Source organism: Citrobacter sp. Cb004 (assembly GCF_030337065.1).
Classification (GTDB): Bacteria; Pseudomonadota; Gammaproteobacteria; order Enterobacterales; family Enterobacteriaceae; genus Citrobacter; species Citrobacter braakii.
On the sequence record NZ_JAOWCH010000065.1, the window covers coordinates 213,788 to 240,238 of the forward strand.

A 26,451-nucleotide genomic window follows, 5' to 3' on the forward strand; every position below is an offset into this window, starting at 1 on the left:
TAACTACGGCTTACGTGCAATCAATACCGCGCGTAATGGGGCCGGGTAGCCTTCCACCGTTTTGCTGTGATCGTTCGGGTCGAGGAAGTCGGCCAGGGATTCGGTTATCATCCACTCGGTGCGGCGCTGCTCTTCGGTGGTGGTGACGCAGACATCAGCGATGCGCACATCAACAAACCCACATTTTTCCAGCCAGTTTTTTAACGCCAGCGCAGAAGGAATAAAGTAAACGTTACGCATCTGTGCGTAGCGATCGCCCGGTACCAGTACGGTATTTTCATCACCTTCGACGACCAGCGTTTCCAGTACCAGTTCGCCATCTTTCACCAACTGATCCTTCAACTGCCACAGGTGTTCCAGCGGTGAACGGCGGTGATAAAGCACTCCCATGGAGAATACGGTATCAAAGGCGTTGAGCGCCGGAAGCTGCTCAATACCCAGCGGCAGCAGGTGAGCGCGTTGGTCATTGCCCAGCAGTTTACGCACGGCCTCGAACTGGCACAGAAACAGTTGGGTAGGATCGATGCCAACCGCCAGATGCGCCCCCGCGCCAATCATGCGCCACATGTGATATCCACTCCCGCAGCCGACATCAAGAATGGTGCGCCCAGTGAGGTCAGACAAGTGCGGCAGAACGCGATCCCATTTCCAGTCCGAGCGCCACTCGGTATCTATATTGACGCCGTACAACGAGTACGGCCCTTTACGCCATGGCATCAGGTTACGCATCAGGGTGTCGATACGTATGAGCTGACCGTCGCTGAGCGGCTCATCGTTTTCGGCGGTAACGCTATGCAGTAAGTCCAGGCGATGCGGCGTCAGCTCGGGCAGAAACTCGACCGCATTTGACCACTGCTTAAACAAGCCGTGCTGATCGCGCTGCCAGGTCGCGATTTGCGCCGGGAGCGTTTCCAGCCAATGGGAAAGGTGATTTTTGGCAATCAGTTGATAAAAGTTACCAAAGTCGATCATGCGCTAACCTCAGCTTTCAGTGCCACCAGAGAACCAAAGTTAAAGCACTGGAACCACAATTCGCTGTGTTCAAAGCCCGCCTGATGCAGTCTCGCTTTGTGCGTTTCGACCGAGTCGGTCAGCATCACGTTCTCCAGCATGCTGCGCTTTTGACTGATTTCCAGCTCGCTATAGCCATTTGCCCGTTTGAAATCGTGGTGCATGTTGAACAGCAGCTCGCCAACGTTAGCGTCTTCGAAACTGAATTTTTCAGACAGTACCAGCGCGCCGCCGGGGTTCAGCCCCTGATAAATCTTATCCAACAATGCCTGGCGCTCAGGTGGCTCAAGGAATTGCAGGGTAAAATTCAGCACCACCATCGAGGCGTTTTCGATAGTAATGTTGCGAATATCGCCTTCGACAACGTCAACCGGTGTCGGCGCTTTATAGGCGTCAATATGACGGCGGCAGCGCTCAACCATAGCCGGGGAGTTATCAACGGCAATAATTTTGCAATTCTCGTGATGAATATTGCGACGCACCGAGAGCGTCGCAGCGCCCAGAGAACAGCCCAGATCGTAGACCTGTGTGTTGGGTTGTACGAAACGTTCGGCCAACATCCCAATCATAGAAATGATATTGGAATAGCCAGGAACGGATCGCTGGATCATATCCGGGAAGACTTCAGCTACCCGTTCATCAAAGGTCCAGTCACCCAGACTGGCGATAGGCGCAGAAAAAAGCGTGTCGCGGTGAGACATAACGTAAAAATCCGGGAAAAATAAAGTGGCGTATTGTGCGCTAATGCAGGGAGAAAACCAACTCCCAGGGCATATACCAAAGATTCGCCAGCACCATTAGCAACAGCGAACACCAGGTCGCGCTCATGCCTGAACGGCGCCAGCGGAAAAGCCGGTGATGGAATCCGTAATAATGCATCAGTCGTCCGGCAATCAAAATCAGCCCGCAAATATGCACCATCCACGTTTCAGCGCCGTTCATTTCCATAAATAACAGCAGCACCAATGCGACGGGAATATATTCCACCGCATTACCGTGAATGCGGATAGCGCTTTGTAGTTCGCTAAAACCTCCGTCACCATATGCAACGCGGTATTGCATGCGCAGGCGAACGACGTCAAAGGAGAACTTAATTAACAATAACGCACCCAATACGGCATAAAGCGCGCTTACCATACAAACTCCCTTTTAAAATGGCTGATGGCATTGACTATGATAGGTGGCATTTTCAGAAAAGAGAAGATTGCTGTGGAATAGACGGAGCTGATCCGATCTCTGGCAGGGCGCTGCGTAAATTTGCCCATAGCGTATCGACAAGCTCCGGGGCCTGCGCGATATCCGGGGTATGTAAAAACAGATACGGCGTTGTGGTTTGTTGCCATTGCGACAGCTTGGTCAGCCAGACGGCAAAAAGCGCGCTGTTTTGTGCCATATTATCGCTGCCGATAAAGCGTACCATCGGATGGTTTGCCGTCACCACCGCATGCACCGGAACCTTTGGCTTCTTGCGCTGGGCGTCGCGTATCGCTTCAGTATGTGGTATGGCGGCATGTACCGGTCGAGTGTCCAGAATCACCCGATTTACCCCGCGCTCATGTAGGCCACGATTGAATAGCTGCTCTGTTTCGCCTTTGGCAAAAAAGTCCGGATGGCGAACTTCCACACCGTAGGTAAAGGATTTGGGGAGCGCATCAAGAAACTGCCACAAGGCAGGCAGGTCGTGCGGGCCAAAAGTTGCGGGTAATTGCAGCCAGTATTGCCCAATGCGTGATTCAAGTGGCGACATGCGCGTGAAAAACTCATGCACCAGGTCATCGCAATTACGCAGCGCGGCCTGATGCGAAATGGTGGCCGGAAACTTAAAACAAAATCGAAACGCATCAGTAGTCTGCGCATGCCAGCGGGCCACAATGTCGGCTTTTGGCAGCGCGTACAGCGTGGTATTGCCCTCCACACAGTTAACATGACGGGCGTTAGGGGTTAACTTACTGATTTTAATAATCCTCCCGTACTGCTCTCGTGGCTATGGGGCATCAATGGGGCAAAATCTGCCAGCTTCTGATTCAGCATTGCGATCTGCTCTGCGCTGCTGTCAGCCATCCATGCACCGTAAACATTGAACACCATCTGCGCGCTCGCATGCCCCATCTGACTGGCAATAAAACTCGGGTTTGCACCTGCAGATAATGACCAGCACGCATAGGTATGTCGTGACTGGTACGCCTTTCTGTGTCTGATCCCCGCGCGCTTTAGTGCCGCTTCCCATGAGTCGCCTACTGAATCGACCCGGTAGATAAATCCGACCTGCTTACTGCGTCTGACCACATGCGGGTTAAAGACGAATGTACACTCATGGTTCACCGAACGGCCATACTCACGTAACTGCACTTCAATGTGATATTGCCTGCCCAGCCTTGTCATTTCAGCCTGATTTTTCAGGATGCTGATTGCGGGCTGGATAAGATGCACCACTCGATCTGTGCTTGCCTCGGTTTTCGGTAGAGTGAACTCACCAAGTTTCGTATAATTACGCCTGACGGTAATTGTTCCCGCCTTCAGGTCGATATCTTCCCAGGCCAGGGAGACCAGTTCCCCGTGACGCATTCCTGTGTATACTGCTAATGACCACAGGTTTTTCGTCTGCTGATGCCGGCATGCATCTATCAGGCGAATAAATTCATCACGAGACAGAGGATCTGGTTCTGCCCTGGCTTTTTTCAGAGGCTTAATTCCCTCGAATGGGTTCACCTCTAAGTAACCGTGATCCGCAGCAAACTGAAACATTCCGGCCATTGTCGTCATGTAATAGTTCACAGTAACAACGCTTCGCCCTTTTGCCGGGGCTTTGTTTTTCGTCGGACTCTGATAACCAGTTAGCAAATCTTTCCTAAGATACAGCAATTCCTCTTTGGTTACTGCTGACACCAGGCGATTACCTCCGATCCTCGGCACCATATTCCTTGCGACAGATTCATAGCGATTGAATGCGTTCGCGCAGATTTCCATCCGTTTCAGATCCAGCCACTTTTCTTCAAGTTCTTTCACTGTAATGTCTTTTTTACTTACACCAAAAGCCTTGAGGTTAGGGGAGTCAGGAAACTGGGTTGCATAATCAAAGGTTCCTGTGCGGATGGCAAAACATACTGATGTCCGCAGTTCCCCGGCTATCTTTCTGTTCTTAGCGGTGTCAGGGACACCGAGACTTTCCCTGACACGCTTACCTTTAAAATTAAACCAGATGCGTAATGTGCCACCGTGGTTTTCGACGCCTGTTGGATATGTGACTTTATCCATTGGTGTTACCTCCAGACGCCCAAGAGCGATACGAGCTTACCTTTTTCATGGCATCAAATCACCCTGGCTGCTTGCTTTTCATTGAAGCGACCCAGGCATCTACAGCCTTTCTGTTATACATGCACTCACTGGAAGGTTTAGGATTTCCGTCAGGCGATACGTGGATATACTCCCTCCCAATCATCCAGCATTCTTTTCTGGCACGGAGGATGGTTCCGGGTTTGAGCCCGGTAACCGCGATCAAAACGCTTTCACAAACCCAATCGTTGGGAGCTAACTGGAAAATATTGCTCATAGTTATTTCTCCATTATCCCGGCTGCACCCGGGGAAAACTTTAGCTGTTGCTGGTGGTTGGGATTAGTTTCTGCCAAATCGCTGAAACATATTTCGCCTGGTGGCGGGCATCAGCCAGTGCGTTATGTGCAACCCCATCAAATGGCATATCACGCTTAGGATCGAAACCTACAACTCTGCCCAATGTGACGATGGTTCTGACGTCGTGATCATTCCAAAATTGCCACGGGCAAACCTGGCCGGCACGCTCATATGCGCCGCGCAATATAACGTTGTCGAAAGTAGCTCCATTGCCCCAAACTTTTAAGTATTTAGGGTTATCAGAATGCCGGTTAATGAAATGGTTCAGTTCAGATAGGGCAGATGATATCGGCATCGCATCATCAACACAGATTGCTGATCGTGCTTCTGAGCTTTGTCTTAACCACCACAGAATAGTGTCACCATCCGGCACCGCTCCCTGCTCCATAGCGCTTTCAAGATTAACTGCGGTGTAAAACTCCTGACCCAGTTCACCACTTTGCGGATCGAAGAGCACGGCACCAATGGAGACGATAGGGGCATTCGGTTTTTTGCCCATGGATTCGAGGTCGATCATTAAATTGTTCACGTTAAATATTCTCCTGTTTTGTTGCTGCTTTAAGCATTGCGGCGCGGCAGGCGTTCCATCCCCTGACTTCAGCGATTGCAGCTACAGCGTCTATGACATACATTTTCGACGCCTCTGGCATCGGTTTTTCATCCGGCACTACCGGCGCTGGCTGGGCGGCGTAGAGCGGCTGACAAGGACCTTCAAAATACGACCTATCAGGACGGATTATTTTTTCGCCCGTATCAATATCTATAATCATCCATGCCACAGGCTCAGCACCAAACGATGCAATAGCCCCATCAATCACCTTCACAGCATCAGCCATTGCGTAGCCGAGATTACCGCCGTCGCTTTGTGCTGCTGCTTTGCTGAGTATTTCGCTTATCTGGTGCAGGCGCTCAAGTGATACAGGACCGTTCGCTGGGTGGTTGTTAGTTGTCATGGGTTAGTCTTCTACCTTGTTTCCGCAATGCGGGCAGTAATTGAACTTACGGGCGAATCCAGGATGCGGAACGGCAAAGCGTTTGGTTTTCTCGTTCCAGTCAGCAATTACGATTTCAAAATTTGCGACCGCATTAGCCCAGTCACCGGAAAGAACTGGCTGTGACCCAATCAGGCCGACAATACAGCGATTACATTTTTCCACTGACTCACTCCCCCTTCACGCCAATGCCAGCGAGCCAGTTACGAACGCTGATAAACTCAGCATTCCTAAATCCGCTTTTGGCGTAGATGAATGGCAGTCGTAGGTTGTGGCCATTACATGCCAGGTAGTCTTTGCATCCCTGTTCGGTGAAACAGCAGGTAACGAAATCTTCAATTTCTTTCAGTGCAACTCTGCGCCATTTTTCAGGTGGTTCACGGAAGTTTTCATGGAGCAATTCAAGGCGCATTCGTTGGCGCTCATTAGCTTCGTTACCATCTTCATCAACCCAAACGATGCGGTCATAGTCGTAATCAGCATCAACAACAATTTCGCGCTTTTGGTAAACGCAAAACATCGGGTCAGATGTAATACGGTTATCCTGTGATAAAATGTTTTTGCCGATGGCACTGAACGATTCTGGCGCGGATTTTGCCTCCAGTTCTGCGATAAGTGCCATGGCTTCACTTTCCTTCAAAATTACGGAGTCATAGCTTTCAATCTGCTTTTTGATTTTGGCAATCAGCACTTCAAGTGATTTGCTCATTGTGCAGTTCCCTGTCTTGCTCTATTCAACAGCTGGTTAAACATCATGGTTAGGCTGTTACTGCGCCCAAACGGCATATCGTTAACACGGTATGTTGGAATGCCCTTACGAACACCAGACTTCACGATCCGGCCTGTGCCATAGAGTTGCGATAATGCTCCGGCGACCGCTGGCGTCGTTTTGTTCATACCTTTGGCGATTTCACCGCTGGTGGTATTCGGATGAGCCTGGAGATATTCAAATACGGTCATGGCGTTTTACCTTTACGTTCCTGTTCCAGTTGCACCAGAGACTCTTTTAATACTGCGAACGTAGCTTCTAGTCTGGTGGCGACTTCGCGCATAAGCGGTGCATGCTTTGGTGGCAGTTCAGCAACGGAGGCAAAAGCCTCCGCAACGAGTTCTTTTACCTTCATGCGGCGCATTGGCGCAGCTCCACCAGTTCGTTAAAGCGGTTCATGAACAGGCCATAGGCTTGACCAGGACGGAGAGGAATAACCTGAACGAGATCAGAGCAGGGAATACCTTCGAGAATTTCCCACTTCGAACCGTCATCGATTTCCAGATCACGGCGCTCGGTAGCTAACATGGTTAGATCGGCATATTTCACGACGGCAGCTTGCTCAAGCTGGATACCGAATTTAAAGCGGATAAGACCATCAATATAAGTTTCCATGCGCTGGTAGTCAGGCAGCAAGGCTTTGAGCGGGGCTGGAATATCCTGGCAATATGCCTCCGCAGCTTCGTGCATCAGCGCTTCAAAGGCGAACTCTGGCGGCACAATCTGGCTTACAAGCACAGAGTGCTGGGCCACGCTGTAGAACTCTGGGAGATGCCCAGCGAATCGACAGATGTTGGAAAGAGCAGTCGCGATATCCTCAACATCGATATCGTCGATTGTGGCGGTCAGGTAGTTAAATTTTTTACCGGATAATGTCTGAATGTAGCTCATGGTTTTCTCCATATTGGCGCGCTGCACCGCGCAGATTTTGGTTGCACGAATCCCTCGCCGGGTGGCGATAATTAATGGAATTACGCTTCAATAAATCCCCGCGGCGCCGGGGATTTAATGCAGAGCAATTAGGCTTTAAAGTTACCGATAAAAGTTTCCACTGATTCACCTTCGAACTTGCTGATCAGCAAATCGCGGAATTCGTTGGCGATCTCTTCTTCCTGGGCTTCAAGTTGGACGATGCGCAGAACAAAGCAGGGTTCATCGCTGGTCAGCAGGCTGTTACGCAAGCTAAAGCGGCGTTCGCCCAGACCTTCATACGGCACACATTTGAACTCGAACGCCACAGGCATTACGTCTTTGCTGCTTGCTTCAACGCTTTGCATCAGCGATCTTTTACCAGCGAAATCACCTGTTTCATGGTCCTGCTGTGTTGCTTGTTGAATGGTGATACGACGCACAGCCTGAGCCGCCTGGGAAATCTGCATCGCATTGCCATCAGCATCAAACGCCAGCAGGTAATCGCTCCAGTCTTCCAGCCATTCGGCGATTTGCTTTTGCTTCAGACGTTGACCGTCGATCTGCAGTAGCGCACGGAACGGGGCGGTTTTCTTCAGGGTGATTGAAGCAACGTTATCGGCGTGACCGGGATTATCCAGGGTGCCGATGTTGAACACTGAACGGGCGGTCATGTTGTCAGCGTCAATAAAGCAACGAGCTGGCTCACTGTCGCTGGCGTAACCTTTAGAATAACGTGCGAAGTCGTCAATACTGGTTGTGGTCATTGCGCCACGAAAGCGGAAACGCTCCAGAGAAAAGCGCTCGAGGCTTTCAACGCCAGTACCCTCTGGCAGTAATGCGGTCGGGCAAGCCAGGCCATGAATATCATTCAGGTGATAACCGGAAAGAACCAGGTCTTTGACCTGCTTGAAGGTACCGCTGTCTAACTGAGACATAAAAATTCCTTATTAACTGATGATCAAAGTGGTATCAGTGAGTTTGTTGTTGCGGATCACTGAGCCGCTTTAAGCTTTCCATCCACCGCGCCAGTGATCCCGAACAGCTGACCCTGATCTTCCTGCAGGATGGTTAGCTTCCCGCCTTTGTTGACCCACATCGGGGTTTCGGTTGTGTCCTCTTCTGAGGCTTTACCACGCGGTGTTGGGGTGCTGTAGTTCAGCTTGTGCTTGATCTTGACGCGCTTCTCTTCAACGGAATTACCCATACGCTCAAAATCAAAGGTGAGGACTACTTTGCCTTTGTTGCCGTTGTTCAGAACGCCAAGCGCGGTGGTATTAAGTGCTGCCGCGATTTTGTTCATGAACACGCCGGCATCCAGTTCGCCAAGAAAATCTGGCACTACGGTCATGCGGTCATTACTCATGGTTTTACCCTCGTTAAGGCGGCTGCAACCGCCGAACTTTCTCCATACTCAACTGGAAGTGCACTCCGCTTGTTTCACGCCTGTCACCCATAACTGATAAGTGAAGAAGTGCGCTTGCATGTTGTGCCTTGAAAAAGGCTGGCGGTAACCAGACAAAAGGGAAAACACTGGGCCGCCAGAATAGTGATACAAGGCATTTGTTATCTTCACCAAACGTACCAATGATTACGTTTGATGATTTAAATGTACCTTTAGTTACTTTTGCGGTCAAGCGAGTAATGTACTTTATGTTACCTTGGGGAATGTAAAAAAGCCGAGGCTATGCTCGGCTCTTAATTTTGAAGGGATTAAATGTTTTGAGTGATTTGTACAACTTTTCCGACAATGCGACAGTTACCATCAATTTGGATTGGCTTAAATAACGGATTCAGTGGCATTAGGTATGAGTAGGGGCTATCCCAAACTAATTTTTTAACCGTTGCTTCTGATGTCCCATCCAATATAGCAACGACTATTTTCCCATATAGATCATCAAGCTGCCCATAATGGGGCTCGACTATAACAATAGAACCTTCAGGTATAGATGGAAGTCCTTGCGGGTTAGTCATCGACTCACCGCGGACTACTAACCCAAACGCTTCATCCGATACATTTGCAGTTGTTTGAGTCCAGGAAATCACGTCTGTAAGTCTTGAGCAGGCATAGCTATCCGTCCATAAACCGGCTTGAACTGCCGATATGATCGGTACAGCTACAGGGGGTTTCAAAAAAGGCACGACGCGCGTGTCGTCAATGGCCTCATCACCGCTTCCATAGAGTATCCACTCTGGTGTTGTTGATAGAGCCTGAGCCAACTGGTGAAGGTTCTCACCATCAGGCTTTGTCGTGCCGTTTTCCCATTTTGTAACCGATACACGGCTTACACCAAGCTTTTTAGCTAGTGCTAATTGGGTTATATCCAGCTGGATTCGTCTGGATCTGATGCGGTCTTTCATCTCTGTTTTCATGTAACCAATGTTACACCCTTTACCTGTAACTGTTGTTTGCTATTTAATGTACCTTTTGTTACCTTTACTTCATTCATCACACCGGAGGAACTATGTATAAGTCCGAAGTCGTAAAGCATTTTGGCGGTATCTCTAAAACAGCTGTTGCTTTGAATATCTCACACCCTGCCGTATGTCGTTGGGGAAAGGTCATCCCTGAGAAGCAAGCTTTCGTAATAGAGAGAATTACTAATGGGAAACTTAAGTATGACGCATCCCTATATCACAAGGTTACAGGCGTATCTGCTAACCAGTAACCACAGGAAAAAGGAGTAAGCCGTGGGTAACGAACCTATTTGGAAAGTCGAACGTCAGCCAGCCTGGCTGGTGGCGGCGATAAAAAAAACGATCACCGATCTACCTGGTGGTTATGCCGAGGCGGCGGAATGGTTGGGCGTGACAGAGAACGCATTGTTTAACCGCCTTCGTGTTGACGGCGACCAGATTTTCCCGCTGGGCTGGGCAATGGTTTTACAACGTGCTGGTGGTTCAACCCATATCGCTGATGCCGTTGCGCGCCATTCTCAGGGCGTATTTGTACCGCTGGCAGATGTCGATGATCTGGATAACGCCGATATAAATCAGCGCCTGATGGAGTCCATCGAATGGATAGGCCGTCATTCGAATTTTGTACGTAAAGCCACGGCTGATGGGGTAATTGACGCAGATGAGCGTGCTCAGATTGAGGAAAACAGCTATCAGGTTATCGCGAAGTTCCAGGAGCACGTAGCGCTTCTTTATCGAGTTTTTTGTGTCGCTGAAAAGAGTGACGCCCGCGAGTGTGCAGCTCCGGGCGCCTTGGCGAACAACTCTTCGAGTATGGAGAAATAATCCGCATGAGCAGTTTAACGGCTTTTGACCGTCTACCGCAACTCAGGATGATCCCGGTTTCGGGTACTCCGTTGTTTCGGTATGAACGCAGATTATCAAACCGCTGGGTTCCGTGTAACCACAGTAGGGCGGTTTCAATTGTGGGGGGCTACAACCGGAGGGCAAAACGCCTGTGCGCGAACTTAACCGAAGGTTCAAAGACTACCGTGGAGTGCCAGTCCGTGTTATCCGCTGGGAGCCAGAAACACAGCGCGTTATCTATCTGCGTGATGGCTACCCGCACGAATGCTTCAGCCCACTTGAGCATTTCAGGCAAAAATTCAGGGAGATAACGGACGATCATGAGCACTAAATTAACCGGCTACGTATGGGATGGTTGCGCAGCGTCGGGCATGAAGTTGTCTAGTGTCGCGATCATGGCTCGCCTTGCTGATTTCAGCAGCGATGAAGGTGTGTGCTGGCCGTCCATTGAAACTATTGCTCGCCAGCTTGGCGCAGGCCCGAGCACTATCAGAACGGCAATCGCAAAGCTTGAAAAAGATGGCTGGCTCACGCGTACACAGCGCCGTAATGGTAACCGTAATGCTTCGAACGTGTACCGACTGAATGTGGTGAAACTTCAGGCTGCCGCATTTTCTCAACTGTCAGATTCTGACATGTCAAAATCTGACGCATCAAAATTTGACGCCTCAAAAACTGACCCGTCGAAAGCTGGCAAAAACGGCGGTTTTGACCCGTCAGAATCTGGCGGGGATCCGTCAGTAAAATCAAAACAAGATCCACAAGTAACTTCAAAACCCTCTTGTCCGGTTGCGGCGCAACCCGACCCTGAGGTTGTGATTACTGATCAGGCCAGACAGGTTTTGTCTTATCTGAACCAGACAACTGGTTCACGATACCAGGTATGCAGCACGTCGCTGGAGAACATTCGCGCCCGTCTGCGGGAACAGTTCACTGTTGATGATCTGTGCCTTGTGGTGGATTACAAAAACGCTGATTGGCGTGATAGCGAGCAGGCTCAATACCTCCGCCCGGCAACTCTGTTCATTCCAAAAAACTTCCCTGGTTACCTGCAAAGCGCGACCAAATGGTCCAGTGCTGGCCGGCCTGAACGTGTTAACGGCAAATGGGAGACTAACTCAGCCAGCCGCGCAAACTTCCAGAGTGTTGATTACTCACTGCCAGAAAATTCGGGGTTCCGTTCATGATGACCAATAAATATTGCCAGGCGCTGGCGGCACTACGTAGCCAACCAGCCCACGAATTGAAAGAAGTTGGCGATCAGTGGCGGACGCCGGATCTGCTTTTTTGGGGGATCAACGCGCTATTTGGTCCATTAGTTTTGGACTTGTTTGCAGACGACGACAACGCGAAGTGCCCGGCATGGTACACCGCCGAAGATAACGCGCTGACGCAGGACTGGTCAGACCGTCTTGCAGAACTCGGCGGCGCCGCATTTGGCAATCCACCCTACAGCCGCTCGCAATACCACGAAAAACAGGCGGTCACCGGCATGACCCATATCATGGCCCATACAATGGCTATGCGTGATAAGGGTGGGCGTTATGTGTTCCTCATTAAAGCGGCGACAAGTGAAACATGGTGGCCTGAAGATGCTGATCACATCATGTTTATTCGCGGTCGCATTGGTTTCGATCTCCCTGTGTGGTTTGTTCCTGCTGACGATAAGCAGAAACCCACTGGTGCTTTCTTTGCTGGCACCATTGCCATCTTCGATAAGTCATGGCGCGGCGAGCGTTTCAGCTACATCTGCCGTATCGAACTGGAGGAAAAAGGTCGGGCGTTTATGGCTTTGGCACAATTTGCCGCCAGCAAGTCTCAATTTGCAACTGCCACACCTACTGCAGCTGATAAGCCAGAAGTAGAGTTGCCACTCACCCAGAAAGACATTTTTGATGTCAGCGGTGTCGAGGTGTGGGCATGCGTTAGAGCTGCGTTTGGCGATAAAGAAGAATACACATTCAGTGAATCGAAGTTTGGGCATACCTGGGCGGCGGATTCTGTCGAAGCACCGGAATTCACTCAGGTATCACCATTAACGATCGACAAAGCGAAGCTGCTTATTCGTGAGAGTATTTTGTTCGGTGTGGATGAGTGGCTGTTGTCGATTGAATTCGATGACGCTGCTGCGCGCCTGGATATGTCGGAACGTATTCGGACTGTTGCCCTTGAAGCATCTGGTGAATATGGCATGAACAGTACTGATTTCATTGCAGCTATGGGAAGCCTGGATGTTTCCAGTTGGTCCAATATTCGCCAGATCCGCATGCACATCCGTGAGAAAGCTAAACCAGTAGCGGATCCGCTTCCCGAGTCCCGTATCTGGCCGCTGGAGGTTGGAATTGTATTCGACCAGGTAGACGGCGCTGACATGCTGGATGAATCACAGCAGAACAAGCTGAAAGCCAACATCAATCAACTCTGGCTGGAACGAACGGCCACCAGCGAAATTATCACAATTGCGCAAGGTATTGTCGACAGCATACAGGGGGTAACTCATGCGTGAAACAGTCTTTTATCGCCCTGCCGGTATAGCGCCTATTTCGGATGTTGTTCAACGTGTTCGTCACTATAGCGGGAAAGTTGAGGTATGTTTCAGGAATTATGACGGAGGCTTTTAATGAGGCTCATACTCCCATTTCCACCCAGCGTGAACACTTACTGGCGCGCCCCTAACAAGGGGCCGCTGGCCGGTCGTCACCTCATTAGCGCTGATGGCCGTAAATACCAGAGCGCTGCCTGTGTGGCGATCATTGAGCAATTACGACGTCTCCCGAAGCCATCGACTGAACTGGCAGCGGTAGAAATCACTCTGTATCCGCCGGATGCGCGCCGCCGGGATATCGATAATTACAACAAGGCCCTGTTTGACGCGCTGACGCATGCGGGTGTCTGGGAAGATGACAGCCAGATTAAGCGCATGCTGGTGGAATGGGGACCCGTTGTGCCGAAAGGTCGGGTAGAGATAACGATCAGCAGATATGAACCGGCGGGTGCAGCCGCCTGATATGGAGAAAAGTATGAGCCAATTAGCAACAACAGCATTAACCATGTCCAGCAGCGATATTGCTGAGCTGGTGGAATCACGACATGACCATGTTAAACGGTCCATTGAACGCCTGGCAGAGCGCGGTGTTATTGAACTCCCCCCAATGGGGGAAGTTAAAAATCACCTCAATCAGTCGGTATCGGTTTATCTGATAGGGAAGCGGGACAGTTATATCGTTGTCGCGCAGCTGTCGCCGGAGTTTACCGCGCGTCTGGTTGATCGCTGGCAGGAGCTTGAGCAGGCACAGCAGCAGACGATTCCTCAATCATTCTCTGAAGCCCTACGTCTTGCAGCTGACCTTGCAGAACAAAAACAGCAGTTGACTAACGAACTGGCTGCCGCGGCGCCGAAGGTTGCGTTTGTTGATCGGTACTGTACAGCCAGTGGGTCAATGTCATTCCGCCAGGTGGCAAAACTGCTTAAGGCCAAAGAGCCAGATCTGCGGTTATTCCTCCTTGAGAACGACATCATGTATCGCCTTGGCGGAACGATGACCCCACGGCATCAGCATATTGATGCGGGCCGTTTTGAAGTGAAAACCGGCACATCCGTAACCTCAAATCATGCATTCAGCCAGGCACGTTTCACGGCGAAAGGCGTGCGCTGGATTGGTGGACTGTGGGCAGAACACATTGCCAGGGGGCAGGTCGCGTGAGAGCTCTGCTTACCCCCGAGATCGCCCATCGTATGGGGATTGTGCTGTTCCGTCCCGGTGCGGAACTGATGCACCTCTTCATGCGTGGTCGCGTTCTGCTCGAGCCTGAACCAGAAGAAATGGCGTCATTCAGTACCGGGGCTGTTCCGGCAGCCATTCAGCCGCTGGCTGATGATCCGGTAATGCGTCAGGTCTTCGGGAATGAGAGGGTTATTCAGCGTGCCGGTGGGATTTCTTCCCTTGAGCAATGGTTGAGTAATCGGTTTGAATGCCAGTGGCCACATTCAACGTGGCACGACAAGAACTTCACAACAATGCGGCACCCACCAGGAAGCATTCGCTTGTGCTGGCATTGCGATCACACTTTGTCGGGGCAGCATACCGAACAGCTTGCAGGTATAGCGGCCGGAAACCTGGTATCCTGGATTCTGGAAGTCATTCGGCGTGATTCTGGTTTTCCCGAGTCGCATATCCTGACTCTTCCGGAACTGTGCTGGTGGATGGTCAGAAACGACCTGGCTGATGTTATTCCTGAAAGCGTCGCGCACAAGGGGTTACGGCTTCCAGATGAGAAGATCCGCTCAGTCATGAGGGAAAGCGACATTGTGCCTTCCGCTTCAGCAGCCAGCCTCGTGCAGGAGAAGGCGAAGAAGATCCTCACGCTCTCTGTTGATCCAGAGTCTCCAGAATCTTTCATGCTCAGGCCAAAGCGACGCCGCTGGGTAAATGAGACATACACCCGCTGGGTTAAAACACAGCCCTGTGAGTGTTGCCGACGGTCAGCAGATGATCCGCACCATATCGTAGGGCACGGTATGGGTGGTACAGCAACAAAAGCCCATGACCTCTTCGTGATCCCTCTGTGCAGAGAGTGCCACGACGAGTTACACGCCGATGTACCGGCATTCGAGCAGAAGCATGGTACGCAGCTTGAGCTGCTACTGCGTTTTATGGATCGGGCGCTGGCGATCGGCGTAATTGCGAAAGCTTAAGTGTATGGAGAGCAAAGAAGCATGAATCAACAAGACCTGAATTTTGTAAGAATAGAATTACGCCGCGCGCTACCTGACATCTCTGGGGGAACAAAAGGGCAGCTTGAGGCTTTCAGTGAACACCCACCAGCAGACAAAAATGCCACCCCGCGCCGTGGAATTCATCTCGTCGAACTCGAAGGAGAGAAGGGGCCTCGCTTTGTTAACTCGCTTTCTGCGCCACTGTATGTGCTGGAAACGCGCAGCCGCCGCAGGCCAATGCCGCCGATAAAAGATGCGGAATTTGAGTCCGCGCCGTGGCGTAGGGCAGTGTCCGCGCTTAGTGGATACCAGCAGGCCTGGTTGCGGTACTGCTACGGTTTTGACCTTAGCTATAAGCACCAGGTGATGATGTGTGAATACGTCTGGAAAACTTATCAGAAATGCCAGGGTGATAATTCCCTTCAGGAGCGCGTAGAAAAGAAACTGATTGGCCTGGTATGGCTGGCAGGCCAGGAAATTGCCGCAACCAGAAATAATGAAACCTATAAAGACTATGCTGGTGCAGCACTGGCCCGCATGGTTAGCGTTGACCGTTCGACATGGTTGCGTGTCTATTCAGGGCACTGGGCCGGGTTAAAGGCCGCTTTTACCCAACTTGATGAATCTGCGTTGGCAATGGCTCTTGAATACTATGAGGAAGAAGAAGCCCTCAAAGTGGCAGAAATGTGAAGTAAATTTCACTATCTCCTTCAAACGCGCTTGCAAAATGCAACAAAATAAGCCATATTTGAAGCATGTTTGATATGTTGCCAAAGTTTTATAAACCCGCCGATGAGCGGGTTTTTTGTTATGATGCCTAGAAAAATATTCTGGGGGTTATATGACTTGGCAAGGAACACCTTTCCCTTTCAATCACGCTAACGATATCTTGTCATTTGTAATAGAGAAAATGCCAAATATTGAGATTAGCACTGGCTTTGCTTGGGACTCTGTAATTAGTTCTTTTGTTGCTGGTGCAATCCCTGCATTAATTGCCTGGAAGGCCTTACGGAACAACTTTCAACTTGCTGAGTTGCAAGCAAAGCAAATGCAAAAAAAAGAACTCGCTGATAAGTTAAGAATGGCTGCTTTAGACTATATCTGTTCTGTAGAAAATTTAGGGTACAAATCTTATTTATTAGTGAATGATAAAACTGTTACTAAAAGTGATTTGGACAAAGGAATCTTTCCAGAACACTATATGGCCGCCTTGAATAAAGTACAGAGAGATGAGCGCTATCTTTGTCTTTTGATTGAGCCTACGCCAAAGGGAATGTCTTTGCTTGAAAAACTTCCTGATTTTCAAAATGGTTTTAAGAATTTCTTTATAAATGTTGATTCGGTCGGGGATGGTTTTGACCGATTGAAGAAATCTGCAGATGATTTTATTTTTGAGTTTCATAAATATATGAGTGAATATTAATTTCATTTTCTATCTTTGTAATAAAAAACTAAAGACTGCTTAATGCAGTCTTTTTTATTCCCCTCATTCCTGAGAGGACTCACAGCAATAAAGAGGGGGCTAAATGTCCGATCCGATTTCCGGTACTGGGCTGGCTGGTGGTGTCCTGACGGGGGCAAGTGTCTATGGATTTCTTTCCGGTACCGATTACGGCGTGGTGTTTGGCTCCTTTGCCGGGGCTGTATTTTACATTGCAACGGCTGCGGACCTTAGCGCAGCACGTCGGCTGGCGTATTTTGTCGTGTCTTACATCGCTGGGATTATCTGCTCAGGGCTGGTGGGTTCAAAGCTGGCTGATTGGACTGGTTACAGTGATAAGCCTCTTGACGCTATCGGTGCTGTAATCGTTTCTGCTTTAGCCGTCAAGATCCTGACGTTCCTGAATAATCAGGATATCGGCTCGCTGGTGGCGCTGATAACGCGCCGGGGAGGTTCAGGTGGTACAAAATGACCCATCGGCAACAATCAATGCGCTACTTTGCGCTGGGGTAGTGCTGACCCTGATGTTTTATCGTCGCGGCGATTCGCGACATCGACCATGGATATCTCGCTTAGCGTGGCTGCTTACGGTCATCTACAGCGCCGTTCCGCTGGCATATCTGTGCGGTATCTACCCTTATTCATCGTGGGCCACTATCGGGGCCAACATTATTTTCCTGTCTGTACTGGTCGCTGTCAGAGGCAACGTGGCGCGGCTGGTTGATCAACTGAGGCAATAATGAACCAATCACAATTTCAGCAGGCGGCTGGTATCAGCGCCGGGCTTTCTGCACGCTGGTTTCCGCACATTGATGCGGCAATGAAAGAATTCGGCATTACGACAAAACTCGATCAGGCCATGTTTATTGCGCAATGCGGGCACGAAAGCACTGGCTTTACCCAACTGGTGGAAAGCTTCAACTATAGCGTCGACGGATTAGCCTATTTTGTGAAAGTAAAGCGGCTCACTCCAGACCAGGCCAGTGCGCTGGGAAGAAAAAATTACGAAAAAGTTCTGCCACTCGAACGCCAGCGGGCGATTGCAAATCTGGTATACGGAGGCCGCTTTGGCAACAAGTCGGCTGGTGATGGGTGGAAATACCGGGGACGCGGAATTATGGGGATCACCTTCCTGGATAACTACCTGACCTGTGGTACGGCGTTAAAACTGGATTTAGTCAGCAACCCTGAACTGCTGGAAAAGGACATTAACGCTGCACGCAGCGCTGCCTGGCTCTATGTTTCAAACGGTTGTCTACGGTATCCGGGCGATCTGGAGCGTGTCACACAGATTATTAACGGCGGGCAGAATGGCATTAAAGACCGCCGGGAACGTTACGCCAAAGCTAAAGCGGTGATTGTATGAGCATTGTTGAAATCATTATCGGCGTTATTGGTGCAATCTGTGTTGCTGCAGCGAGTGGATTTGGTATCGGTCATATTCGTGGTACCAGCAAGGCGGAAGCAAAAGCCGAGCAGCAACGCTCTGAAGAACGTGCAGCAGCTACTGAAGCGGTAGCCGAACGCCGGGTAGAAACAACAAAAGGAGCCAGGGATGTACAACAGACTGTTAATCATCTTCCTGATGACGATGTTGACCGTGAGTTGCGCGAAAGATATACCCGCAAAACCTGAAGTAACGGACACGGCCTGTGACTGGGTAAGCATCATCTACCTCACAGAGCACGATATTGTCGTGCTGGATAAGCAGACGAAGCGGGACATTCTGGCGCACAATAAATCAGTACTGGCTAACTGCAGGAAGGAGAAATTCGATTTGAAGTAGCAAAAGGTAGACCGCAGCGAAAGGCAATGCAGCATCGTGATGCTGTCCTTAGTCGCCACTGAGCGAGTCTGTGTAGTGATGGGTCAAGGTTCTCATATCAAACAAACTCCGGTAAAGTAGCTCTCACCAGACGCATACCGGTCATAAGCGGCGATGACTCGACAGATACTCGAGGGCACGAACGCAGTCACTGCGATAGTGTGACTACCATCACAATAAACAGTAAAGAATTTATTGTGATGATTAGTAGCTTCTAACGGTTTTCTAATACATCGTAAGCTTCGTTAATAAAAATCCTTAATCTTCCGAGACACAATTCGATAAAAGGTATTACTTCATAATCTACTCCATGAAATCTTATTTTTTTATCTTCGGTAATGTTGATATTTACTGAAATACCATTGCCAGTTTTTTCTAGCTTTCCATTTTCGAAAGTAAAATCTTCTACCTTTTGACCATTCATGGAATTGTTTTTAAATACAATTTGATTGGGGTTGGTTACATTTAGCAGACCAAAGCCATCAATGCTTACATCAATGTTTTTTACCGAACCATCCTCTTCAAGAGGGATGGGTTGTCTGTGCTTGACCTCATTTGTCAGATTACACATCATTGTGAGTGAATCTTCCCCGGTACGGAAGTCTTGAATTGAATTGAATATTTCATAAAGCGGAGAGGAAGATGGTGGGTTTATCTTTAATTTTTGCGTAAAAAAGTTATCGATAAATTTTTGCTCTCCATAGGGAAAGAAGATTTTTGGTCTGTTTGTTTGAGTTGGTGATACGTATTTATCATACGTATCATTGGCCACATACTCCAACGAACTCCTCAAATGTTCGAGCATGGATTTGACTTTCACTGGTCGGATTTGCTGCGTTTTTTTCATTGCCTCGAGATTTTCTTCAACTTCTAGCAAGAGATCTAACGAACCTTCTCTGGACATGCTTATCACCTTTTGCATCAATTTCCTACATCTTATATCCAGTTGTTTAGTTAATGAATATACAACTCAATATATGTGAGAGTAGCTATGCACGTTACTATCGACGGGCTTCACTTTGTTACCACAAACTCTTGTCTCAAACGCATCACTATCCCGCCCTAGCGCTACGCATTCACAATGCTGAGTTATCTACCTGGGCGTTCGCTGATGTGGTCGGCTCTGAAAAGCTTATTCACTCAATGGATGAGCATGAAGAGGGCACGCGCTCAATTCCACGTCCTGACCGAAAAGCTCTGGTAAAAAGAAACGTTGGTATCTTCAGCGCTCGACGCGACAGAGGTTATACAGGCTTAGCCTCGTACAGCAGAGATCCAAATCTGGTGATTAAGACGATGTTCATAAGCCAGCCAGACCCACAGCGCGGGGAGAGGATGAAACCTGACCCGCAGGCTTTTCAGGCTTGGGAGAACTCAATATCCGGTGCGCTGCTGATTATCCCAAGTGAAAATAATTATTATTTAACGGGTCCTCCCGGTGAGGTGGCCTGCCACGGGGCGGCGGGCACGCGGAAAACGGCTAGTTTTCATGATCCAGGGTCATCATCATCATGTGTGTAACTGATTGAATTTTCACACAGCCAATTATCAATGATGTCGAATCGTTCAAAAAGTGTTCACCATCATGGACCAGGAACTCTCCACCCTGAAGCTGAATATCAATCAGCTGGCAGGAATTACCGGCGTTCATCGCCAGACTGTTACCGCCAGGCTTAAGCAACTTGAGCCTGCTCTGGGCAGCAACAACAAACTCAAACTCTACCTTATCACCGATGTGTTGACAGAGCTGATGGCACCTGTCGTCGCGTCAAATGCGGAAGATATGACGCCATCGGACAGGCTTGCACACTGGAAAGCGGAAAATGAGCGGCTCAAATTCGAGCAGGATACTGGTCAGTTAATCCCTGCTGATGAGGTAGCTCGTGAATTTTCTGTTATGGCAAAAGCAGTGGTGCAGGTGCTGGAAACGTTGCCGGATATTCTGGAGCGAGACTGCGCGCTGAATCCCGCAGCTGTCAGCCGGGTGCAGAGTGTGATTGACGATCTTCGCGACCAGATTGCACAGCGCGTGCTGGACGCAGAACCGGAGGAGGACGAGCCAGAGGAGGACTGATGGCGAAGCGGGCATCTGCCCGGGGGATCCGCAAGGATGTACCTGGAATACTTCGTGCCCCACGCCGCATGCTGGTGGCCGATGCAGTCAGTAAATTTATGCGTGTGCCAATGGGGGCAGGTAACTCAGTCCCCTGGGACCCGAATCTGGCTCCGTATGTGCTCGAACCGATGAACTGCCTGGCATCGCGTGAGTATGACGCGGTGGTGTTTGTTGGTCCGGCACGAACGGGGAAGACTATCGGCCTGATCGACGGGTGGGTAGTTTACAACGTGGTCTGCGACCCGTCTGACATGCTGATTATTCAGATGACAGAGGAAAAGGCGCGCGAGCACTCGAAAAAACGACTGGATCGCACGTTCCGTTGTAGCCCTGAAGTGGCAACGCGGCTGAGCCCTCGCAGAAACGATAACAACGTTTACGACAGAACGTTCAGGGCAGGCAACTACCTGAAGATTGGCTGGCCGTCGGTCAATATCATGTCGTCGTCAGATTATAAATGTGTTGCCCTGACCGATTACGATCGCTTTCCGGAAGATATAGACGGTGAAGGCGATGCTTTCTCCCTGGCATCCAAGCGAACCACCACATTCATGTCGTCCGGGATGACGCTGGTGGAAAGCTCTCCAGGGCGTGATATCCGTGATACTAAGTGGCGCCGCAGTTCGGCGCATGAGGCACCGCCGACAACAGGCATTTTGTCTCTTTATAACCGCGGCGATCGCCGTCGATGGTACTGGCCTTGTCCTCACTGTGGCGAATTTTTCCAGCCTGAGATGACGGCGATGACAGGTTACCGGGAAATAAGTGACCCGGTTAAGGCCAGCGAGGCTGCCTGCATTCACTGTCCTTCCTGCTCCGGAGTGATCACCGCTGATCAGAAACGCTCCCTGAATATGAAAGGGGTGTGGTTGCGTGAGGATCAACAAGTCGACAGCAGCGGAGCGATAACTGGCACCGGCCGACGGTCGCGTATAGCGTCGTTCTGGATGGAGGGGCCGGCAGCTGCGTATCAGACCTGGGCACAGCTGGTTTACAAACTTCTGACCGCTGAGCAGGAGTATGAGGCGACTGGCAGCGAAGAAACCTTGAAGACTGTCATCAATACAGACTGGGGGCTTCCGTATCTTCCCAGATCCAGCATTGAACAGCGTAAGGGCGAGGAACTACAGCAGCGTGCCGAGTCGGTTGAACGTCGACGTGTTCCTGCAGGTGTCAACTTTCTTGTAGCTACCGTCGATGTTCAGGGCGGTAAAAACCGTCGATTTGTAGTTCAGGTTGTCGGGTACGGTGCCCATGGTGAGCGCTGGGTGGTTGACCGCTTCAACATCATGCAATCAATGCGCACCACTCCTGACGGTGAAAGCTTCCACATCGATCCTGCCAGCTACCCTGAAGACTGGGATCTCCTGCGCACTGATGTGCTGGAGAAAACCTGGGCGCTTGATGGCGAACAGGGGCGACGTATGGGCCTGCTGGCTATGGCCGTCGACTCCGGTGGTGAGGACGGCGTTACCGACAACGCTTACGAGTTCTGGCGCCGCTGTCGTCGTGATGGCCTGCAGCGCAAAGTCTGGCTATTCAAGGGTGACAGTCAGACACGGTCGAAGCTGATAACCAAAACATACCCGGATAACACCGGGCGTTCTACCCGGCGCGCTAAGGCGGCCGGTGATGTCCCTCTCTACCTTCTCCAGACCAACGCACTAAAGGATCGGATTAACAACGCGCTTTGGCGCGATGTGCCGGGACCGAACTATGTGCATTTCCCTGACTGGCTGGGTGGGTGGTTTTACGACGAACTTACCTATGAGGAGCGATCATCTGATGGGAAATGGACGAAGCCTGGTAAGGGGGCTAACGAAGCGTTTGACCTTATGGTTTACGCACATGCCCTGGTCATTCTTCATGGTTACGAAAAGATTAAGTGGCCTGATGCACCAGAGTGGGCGCGCCGGGAGAGTTATCTGGTGGTTGAGTCATCGCCAGATGCGATTCCAGTGGCACAGCCGTCGGTTGCAAAACCGTCAGTATCAGAGCGAAAGGCAACGAAACCAGCCCGTGAATCGGCATGGTCATCATCATCAGGAGGCTGGGTGTGAATCTCAATGATATTCAGGATATGGTTCGACGCTATACCGAAGCGGAAGTGACGATCCTGCAGGGCAAGTCCATCACGTTTAACGGGCAGCAGATGACCATGGAGAACCTGAGCGAGATCCGAAGTGGCCGTCAGGAGTGGGAACGAAAGCAGGCCGCTGCTATGGCTGCAGCAACGGGCAGAGGTGGATCCTTTAAACTTGCGAGGTTCCCGCGATGAGCGTCCTGGATAATCTGATAGGCGTGTTTTCGCCTGGCTGGAAAGCAGAGCGCCTGAAGTCGCGCCTGATGATCCAGGCATATGAGGCTGTTGTCCCTACCCGAACGCATCGGGCAAAGCGCGAGAACCGTTCAGCGAACCAGCTCACTCAATTCGGCGGGCGCTCGCTGCGCGAGCAGGCCCGGTGGCTCGACTGCAATCACGACCTGGTAATAGGCATCCTTGATAAACTCGAGGAGCGTATCGTGGGGGGGAAGGGCATTATCGTTGAGCCCCAACCCCTGATGAAAAACGGTGAAATCGCCACTGATCTTGCTAAACAGATCCGCGCCAAATGGGCTGAATGGTCTGTCTCCCCCGATGTTACCGGGCAATTTACCCGCCCTGTGCTTGAGCGCCTGATGTGCCGGACCTGGTTACGCGACGGTGAGGTGTTCGCGCAATTAGTCAGTGGCACTGGTAATGGTCTATTGCCTGTCGCAGAGATTCCTTTCTGGATTGAGGCGCTGGAGCCTGACTTTGTGCCAATGGAGCGAACTGAGGCGGGGCAGAAGTTGTGCCAGGGTATTTACCTCAACGACTGGGGCCGACCGACCAGATACATGGTCTACAAAAACTTACCAGCGGAAGGCATGAGGCAGGGTGATACCAAGGATATCCAGGCAGAGAGCATGCTTCACCTGAAGTTTATGCGCCGTCTGCATCAAATCAGGGGTAACTCGTTGCTTGCCGGTGTGTTGATGCGTCTTTCGGCACTGAAGGAGTACGAGGACGCTGAACTGACTGCTGCCCGTATTGCTGCGGCGCTGGGCATGTTCATTAAGAAAGGTGATGGCCAGTCTTATCCCGAAGACAGTGCGCAGGCTTCGCGTGAGCTGAACATTGAGCCCGGCATGCTGTTTGACGATCTCCGTCCGGGTGAAGATATCGGCATGATCAAATCGGACCGGCCCAACCCTAACCTCGAAACTTTCCGCAACGGTCAGCTCCGTGCTGTAGCCGCCGGTTCGCGCGGCAGCTTTTCAAGCATTGCACGTAACTACGACGGGACATACAGCGCGCAGCGCCAGGAGCTGGTGGAGTCAACGGAAGGCTATTTCATTTTGCAGGACGCATTTATCGCGGCGATTACCCGACCGATGTACCGGGCGTGGCTAAAAATGGCGATCGTCTCTGGTGAGATTAAGGTGCCGACCTCTGTGGACAAGGCAGCGCTTTACAGTGCGGTTTTCTCCGGCCCTGTGATGCCTTGGATTGATCCTGTTAAAGAGGCGAATGCCTGGAAAATCCTGCTTCGTGGTGGTGCTGCGACAGAGAGTGAATGGGTGAGTGCCCGTGGTGCAAATCCTGATGATGTTAAGCGCCGCCGGAAGACGGAAATAGATGAAAACCGTAAGCAAGGGCTGGTGTTTGATACAGACCCGGCAAATGACAAAGGAGACACCAGTGTCCAGGAAACGAAACCGGGTAATGAACCGCCCAAAGGCCCAGTCAAAAAATAGCTGGTTCCGTATGCAGGCCAGTTCGGAAAATGAAGCGGAAATCTATATCTACGATGAAATCGGCTATTGGGGGGTCACAGCGAAGCAGTTTGTCGCAAATCTGAAGGCGCTGGGCGACGTTACCCACATCAAACTGCATATCAACTCCCCTGGTGGGGATGTATTTGACGGCATCGCCATTTTTAATGCCCTGAAATTCCATGGCGCGGCGATCACCGTATACATCGACGGTCTTGCTGCTTCGATGGCATCAGTAATCGCCATGGTAGGGAATCCGGTAATTATGCCGGAAAACACCATGATGATGATCCATAAGCCGTGGGGCTTTGCTGGTGGTGATGCTGATGACATGCGCGACTATGCCGATCTGCTCGACAAAGTGGAGTCAGTGTTAATTCCTGCATATGCGCAAAAGACGGGCAAAAGCGCCGAAGAAATCGCGGCAATGCTGGAAGACGAAACCTGGTTGTCCGGCAGTGAATGTCTGGAGCTGGGATTCGCTGACCAGGTTACTCCATCATTGCAGGCAATGGCCTGCATCCATTCAAAACGTATTGAGGAATTTGAAAAGATGCCAAACAGTATTCGTAATATGGTCACTCCGCCGCGCAACACTGCTACGCGTGAACCACAACAACCGGTTGTTACCCAGCCAGCACCTGTGGCAACCACAGAAGGCGATATCCGTGCTCAGGTTATTGCTGAGCAAAAAGCGCGTGTGAATGGTATTCAGGACTTATTTGCCATGTTCGGGGGAAAACACCAGGAATTGCAGGCTAAATGCATTGCGGATCCTGAGTGTTCTGTCAGCCAGGCGAAAGATGTTTTGCTTGCTGAGCTTGGTAAGAACGCCACACCGTCTAATACCTCCACACAGGGTAAAGAACATATTTATGCCGGGAACGGCAACTTTGTCGGTGACGGGATCCGCCAGGCGCTGATGGCTCGGGCAGGTTATGAAGGTCTGGAACGCGACAACGTCTATAACGGCATGACGCTACGCGAATGTGCCCGTATGTCACTGACTGAGCGTGGTTTCGGTGTCTCCAGCTATAACCCGATGCAGATGGTTGGCTTTGCTTTGACCCACAGCACCTCAGACTTTGGCAATATCCTGCTTGATGTTGCTAATAAATCATTGCTGCAGGGCTGGGACGAAGCGGCAGAAACCTTTGAGTTGTGGACCAAAAAAGGACAGCTGTCTGACTTTAAAACGGCTCATCGTGTAGGTATGGGCGGTTTCCCGTCTCTTCGTCAGGTGCGGGAAGGAGCCGAATATAAATACATCACCACAGGGGACAAGGGAGAAACCATCGCGCTGGCCACCTATGGTGAGATTTTTTCTATCACCCGCCAGGCCATCATCAATGATGATCTGAACCAGCTGACTGACGTTCCTATGAAGATGGGTCGCGCCGCCAAAGGGACCATCGGCGATCTGGTGTATGCATTGCTTACCTCAAATGGAAAGCTGTCGGATGGTAAGGCGCTGTTCCACGCCGACCACAAGAACCTCTCAAGCGGCGCTATCAGTGTCGACAGCCTCGATAAAGGCCGACAGATGATGCGTACGCAGAAAGAAGGTGACCGTGCGCTGAACATTCGACCCGCTTACATGCTGGTGCCCGTTGCGCTGGAGACACTGGCTAATCAGACCATCAAATCAGCGAGCGTCAAAGGCGCTGACATTAACTCAGGTGTTGCTAACCCGATTCAGAACTTTGCCGAAGTCATTGCTGAAGCGCGTCTCGATGATGCTGATTCCAAAGCCTGGTACCTGGCTGCTGCGCAGGGCACCGATACGATTGAAGTGGCTTACCTGAATGGTGTTGATGCTCCATATATCGATCAACAGGATGGGTTCACGACCGACGGCGTAGCGACAAAAGTCCGTATTGATGCAGGTGTTGCACCGCTGGATTATCGTGGCCTGGTAAAATCCAGCGGCCAGTAATTTAAGCGTCACCCGTCAGCCCATTAGGGCTTTTTTTATATC

Annotated in this window: 36 protein-coding genes and 1 pseudogene; 20 read left to right on the forward strand and 17 right to left on the reverse strand. The window is 50.7% G+C overall.

Going from position 1 to position 26,451, the window contains the following annotated elements:
- Positions 1–3 precede the first annotated feature (3 nt).
- From cmoB to OGV65_RS16640, 16 genes and pseudogenes are all read right to left on the reverse strand, one after another.
- Complete coding sequence (cmoB, locus tag OGV65_RS16565) at positions 4–972, reverse strand: tRNA 5-methoxyuridine(34)/uridine 5-oxyacetic acid(34) synthase CmoB (RefSeq protein WP_286455201.1); 969 nt, start codon at positions 970–972, stop codon at positions 4–6.
- The gene (gene cmoA, locus OGV65_RS16570) at positions 969–1,712 is read right to left on the reverse strand and encodes a carboxy-S-adenosyl-L-methionine synthase CmoA (RefSeq protein WP_016153419.1); all 744 of its coding nucleotides are present in this window, start codon (positions 1,710–1,712) and stop codon (positions 969–971) included. Before cmoA ends, cmoB begins: the two co-directional genes overlap by 4 nt.
- Positions 1,713–1,752: 40 nt before the next feature.
- Positions 1,753–2,148: an MAPEG family protein gene (locus OGV65_RS16575; protein ID WP_016153418.1), complete on the reverse strand. Its 396-nt coding sequence runs from the start codon at positions 2,146–2,148 to the stop codon at positions 1,753–1,755.
- 52 nt (positions 2,149–2,200) lie between these two features.
- Complete coding sequence (locus tag OGV65_RS16580) at positions 2,201–2,974, reverse strand: DUF72 domain-containing protein (protein ID WP_286455270.1); 774 nt, start codon at positions 2,972–2,974, stop codon at positions 2,201–2,203.
- On the reverse strand, positions 2,953–4,266 hold the full coding sequence (locus OGV65_RS16585; protein WP_180484842.1) for a tyrosine-type recombinase/integrase: 1,314 nt from the start codon (positions 4,264–4,266) through the stop codon (positions 2,953–2,955). Before OGV65_RS16585 ends, OGV65_RS16580 begins: the two co-directional genes overlap by 22 nt.
- Before the next feature lie 58 nt (positions 4,267–4,324).
- Entirely contained in the window at positions 4,325–4,561 is a 237-nt protein-coding gene (locus tag OGV65_RS16590) for an excisionase family protein (RefSeq protein ID WP_003839185.1), read from the reverse strand.
- Between the two features lie 40 nt (positions 4,562–4,601).
- Positions 4,602–5,171 carry a 3'-5' exonuclease gene (locus OGV65_RS16595; protein WP_286455202.1) on the reverse strand — a complete coding sequence of 190 codons (570 nt, stop codon included), beginning with the start codon at positions 5,169–5,171 and terminating at the stop codon, positions 4,602–4,604.
- 1 nt (position 5,172) lies between these two features.
- Complete coding sequence (locus OGV65_RS16600) at positions 5,173–5,595, reverse strand: hypothetical protein (RefSeq protein ID WP_286455203.1); 423 nt, start codon at positions 5,593–5,595, stop codon at positions 5,173–5,175.
- 3 nt (positions 5,596–5,598) lie between these two features.
- On the reverse strand, positions 5,599–5,799 hold the full coding sequence (locus tag OGV65_RS16605) for a hypothetical protein (protein WP_142972720.1): 201 nt from the start codon (positions 5,797–5,799) through the stop codon (positions 5,599–5,601).
- A 4-nt stretch (positions 5,800–5,803) separates the two neighbouring features.
- Positions 5,804–6,319, reverse strand: a pseudogene (locus OGV65_RS16610) (hypothetical protein); the annotation flags it as partial.
- Positions 6,320–6,339: 20 nt separating this feature from the next.
- Positions 6,340–6,594 carry a hypothetical protein gene (locus OGV65_RS16615; RefSeq protein ID WP_286455205.1) on the reverse strand — a complete coding sequence of 85 codons (255 nt, stop codon included), beginning with the start codon at positions 6,592–6,594 and terminating at the stop codon, positions 6,340–6,342.
- On the reverse strand, positions 6,591–6,767 hold the full coding sequence (locus tag OGV65_RS16620) for a hypothetical protein (RefSeq protein WP_286455206.1): 177 nt from the start codon (positions 6,765–6,767) through the stop codon (positions 6,591–6,593). Before OGV65_RS16620 ends, OGV65_RS16615 begins: the two co-directional genes overlap by 4 nt.
- Positions 6,755–7,294 (reverse strand): HD family hydrolase, encoded by a 540-nt coding sequence (locus tag OGV65_RS16625; protein ID WP_286455207.1) that lies wholly within the window; start codon positions 7,292–7,294, stop codon positions 6,755–6,757. The genes OGV65_RS16620 and OGV65_RS16625 overlap by 13 nt, the downstream gene beginning before the upstream one ends.
- Before the next feature lie 128 nt (positions 7,295–7,422).
- The gene (locus OGV65_RS16630) at positions 7,423–8,250 is read right to left on the reverse strand and encodes a YfdQ family protein (protein ID WP_286455208.1); all 828 of its coding nucleotides are present in this window, start codon (positions 8,248–8,250) and stop codon (positions 7,423–7,425) included.
- A 56-nt stretch (positions 8,251–8,306) separates the two neighbouring features.
- A complete protein-coding gene (locus OGV65_RS16635) occupies positions 8,307–8,678 on the reverse strand; it encodes a YfdP family phage-associated protein (protein WP_001515608.1) in 372 nt (123 codons plus the stop codon).
- Between the two features lie 347 nt (positions 8,679–9,025).
- Positions 9,026–9,685 (reverse strand): LexA family protein, encoded by a 660-nt coding sequence (locus tag OGV65_RS16640; protein WP_000845984.1) that lies wholly within the window; start codon positions 9,683–9,685, stop codon positions 9,026–9,028.
- Between the two features lie 92 nt (positions 9,686–9,777).
- Between OGV65_RS16640 and OGV65_RS16645 the strand changes: the two genes are divergently transcribed.
- From OGV65_RS16645 to OGV65_RS16715, 15 genes are all read left to right on the forward strand, one after another.
- The gene (locus tag OGV65_RS16645) at positions 9,778–9,981 is read left to right on the forward strand and encodes a Cro/CI family transcriptional regulator (RefSeq protein WP_000278289.1); all 204 of its coding nucleotides are present in this window, start codon (positions 9,778–9,780) and stop codon (positions 9,979–9,981) included.
- Positions 9,982–10,003: 22 nt separating this feature from the next.
- Positions 10,004–10,555, forward strand: a complete 552-nt coding sequence (locus OGV65_RS16650) for a YmfL family putative regulatory protein (RefSeq protein WP_049015427.1) — start codon at positions 10,004–10,006, stop codon at positions 10,553–10,555.
- Between the two features lie 172 nt (positions 10,556–10,727).
- Positions 10,728–10,907, forward strand: coding sequence for a DUF4222 domain-containing protein (locus OGV65_RS16655; RefSeq protein ID WP_200104050.1), 180 nt, complete (start codon positions 10,728–10,730; stop codon positions 10,905–10,907).
- Positions 10,897–11,763 (forward strand): conserved phage C-terminal domain-containing protein, encoded by an 867-nt coding sequence (locus OGV65_RS16660; protein ID WP_286455209.1) that lies wholly within the window; start codon positions 10,897–10,899, stop codon positions 11,761–11,763. Before OGV65_RS16655 ends, OGV65_RS16660 begins: the two co-directional genes overlap by 11 nt.
- Positions 11,760–13,082 (forward strand): phage N-6-adenine-methyltransferase, encoded by a 1,323-nt coding sequence (locus OGV65_RS16665; protein WP_286455211.1) that lies wholly within the window; start codon positions 11,760–11,762, stop codon positions 13,080–13,082. Before OGV65_RS16660 ends, OGV65_RS16665 begins: the two co-directional genes overlap by 4 nt.
- 114 nt (positions 13,083–13,196) lie before the next feature.
- On the forward strand, positions 13,197–13,583 hold the full coding sequence (locus OGV65_RS16670; protein WP_003839221.1) for a RusA family crossover junction endodeoxyribonuclease: 387 nt from the start codon (positions 13,197–13,199) through the stop codon (positions 13,581–13,583).
- 13 nt (positions 13,584–13,596) lie between these two features.
- Positions 13,597–14,280, forward strand: coding sequence for a phage regulatory protein/antirepressor Ant (locus OGV65_RS16675; protein ID WP_001704138.1), 684 nt, complete (start codon positions 13,597–13,599; stop codon positions 14,278–14,280).
- Complete coding sequence (locus OGV65_RS16680; protein ID WP_286455213.1) at positions 14,277–15,272, forward strand: DUF968 domain-containing protein; 996 nt, start codon at positions 14,277–14,279, stop codon at positions 15,270–15,272. The genes OGV65_RS16675 and OGV65_RS16680 overlap by 4 nt, the downstream gene beginning before the upstream one ends.
- 21 nt (positions 15,273–15,293) lie before the next feature.
- On the forward strand, positions 15,294–15,983 hold the full coding sequence (locus OGV65_RS16685; protein ID WP_286455214.1) for a bacteriophage antitermination protein Q: 690 nt from the start codon (positions 15,294–15,296) through the stop codon (positions 15,981–15,983).
- A gap of 151 nt (positions 15,984–16,134) precedes the next feature.
- Positions 16,135–16,716, forward strand: a complete 582-nt coding sequence (locus OGV65_RS16690; protein ID WP_286455215.1) for a hypothetical protein — start codon at positions 16,135–16,137, stop codon at positions 16,714–16,716.
- 103 nt (positions 16,717–16,819) lie between these two features.
- Positions 16,820–17,206 carry a phage holin family protein gene (locus OGV65_RS16695; RefSeq protein WP_286455216.1) on the forward strand — a complete coding sequence of 129 codons (387 nt, stop codon included), beginning with the start codon at positions 16,820–16,822 and terminating at the stop codon, positions 17,204–17,206.
- On the forward strand, positions 17,193–17,474 hold the full coding sequence (locus OGV65_RS16700) for a phage holin family protein (RefSeq protein ID WP_286455217.1): 282 nt from the start codon (positions 17,193–17,195) through the stop codon (positions 17,472–17,474). The genes OGV65_RS16695 and OGV65_RS16700 overlap by 14 nt, the downstream gene beginning before the upstream one ends.
- Entirely contained in the window at positions 17,474–18,100 is a 627-nt protein-coding gene (locus OGV65_RS16705) for a glycoside hydrolase family 19 protein (protein WP_286455218.1), read from the forward strand. Before OGV65_RS16700 ends, OGV65_RS16705 begins: the two co-directional genes overlap by 1 nt.
- Positions 18,097–18,369: a hypothetical protein gene (locus OGV65_RS16710; protein ID WP_286455220.1), complete on the forward strand. Its 273-nt coding sequence runs from the start codon at positions 18,097–18,099 to the stop codon at positions 18,367–18,369. Before OGV65_RS16705 ends, OGV65_RS16710 begins: the two co-directional genes overlap by 4 nt.
- On the forward strand, positions 18,326–18,520 hold the full coding sequence (locus OGV65_RS16715) for a hypothetical protein (protein ID WP_286455221.1): 195 nt from the start codon (positions 18,326–18,328) through the stop codon (positions 18,518–18,520). Before OGV65_RS16710 ends, OGV65_RS16715 begins: the two co-directional genes overlap by 44 nt.
- Positions 18,521–18,773: 253 nt before the next feature.
- Here OGV65_RS16715 and OGV65_RS16720 read toward each other — a convergent pair whose 3' ends face one another.
- Entirely contained in the window at positions 18,774–19,463 is a 690-nt protein-coding gene (locus OGV65_RS16720) for a hypothetical protein (protein ID WP_286455222.1), read from the reverse strand.
- A 681-nt stretch (positions 19,464–20,144) separates the two neighbouring features.
- Between OGV65_RS16720 and OGV65_RS16730 the strand changes: the two genes are divergently transcribed.
- From OGV65_RS16730 to OGV65_RS16750, 5 genes are read left to right on the forward strand one after another with little or no spacing between them, the layout of a single operon-like run.
- Positions 20,145–20,633, forward strand: a complete 489-nt coding sequence (locus OGV65_RS16730; protein WP_286455223.1) for a DUF1441 family protein — start codon at positions 20,145–20,147, stop codon at positions 20,631–20,633.
- Entirely contained in the window at positions 20,633–22,735 is a 2,103-nt protein-coding gene (locus tag OGV65_RS16735) for a phage terminase large subunit family protein (RefSeq protein WP_286455224.1), read from the forward strand. The genes OGV65_RS16730 and OGV65_RS16735 overlap by 1 nt, the downstream gene beginning before the upstream one ends.
- Entirely contained in the window at positions 22,732–22,953 is a 222-nt protein-coding gene (locus OGV65_RS16740) for a DUF6148 family protein (protein WP_286455226.1), read from the forward strand. The genes OGV65_RS16735 and OGV65_RS16740 overlap by 4 nt, the downstream gene beginning before the upstream one ends.
- Positions 22,950–24,455, forward strand: coding sequence for a phage portal protein (locus tag OGV65_RS16745; RefSeq protein ID WP_286455227.1), 1,506 nt, complete (start codon positions 22,950–22,952; stop codon positions 24,453–24,455). Before OGV65_RS16740 ends, OGV65_RS16745 begins: the two co-directional genes overlap by 4 nt.
- Positions 24,424–26,409 carry a ClpP-like prohead protease/major capsid protein fusion protein gene (locus OGV65_RS16750; RefSeq protein ID WP_286455271.1) on the forward strand — a complete coding sequence of 662 codons (1,986 nt, stop codon included), beginning with the start codon at positions 24,424–24,426 and terminating at the stop codon, positions 26,407–26,409. Before OGV65_RS16745 ends, OGV65_RS16750 begins: the two co-directional genes overlap by 32 nt.
- Positions 26,410–26,451: the final 42 nt, after the last annotated feature.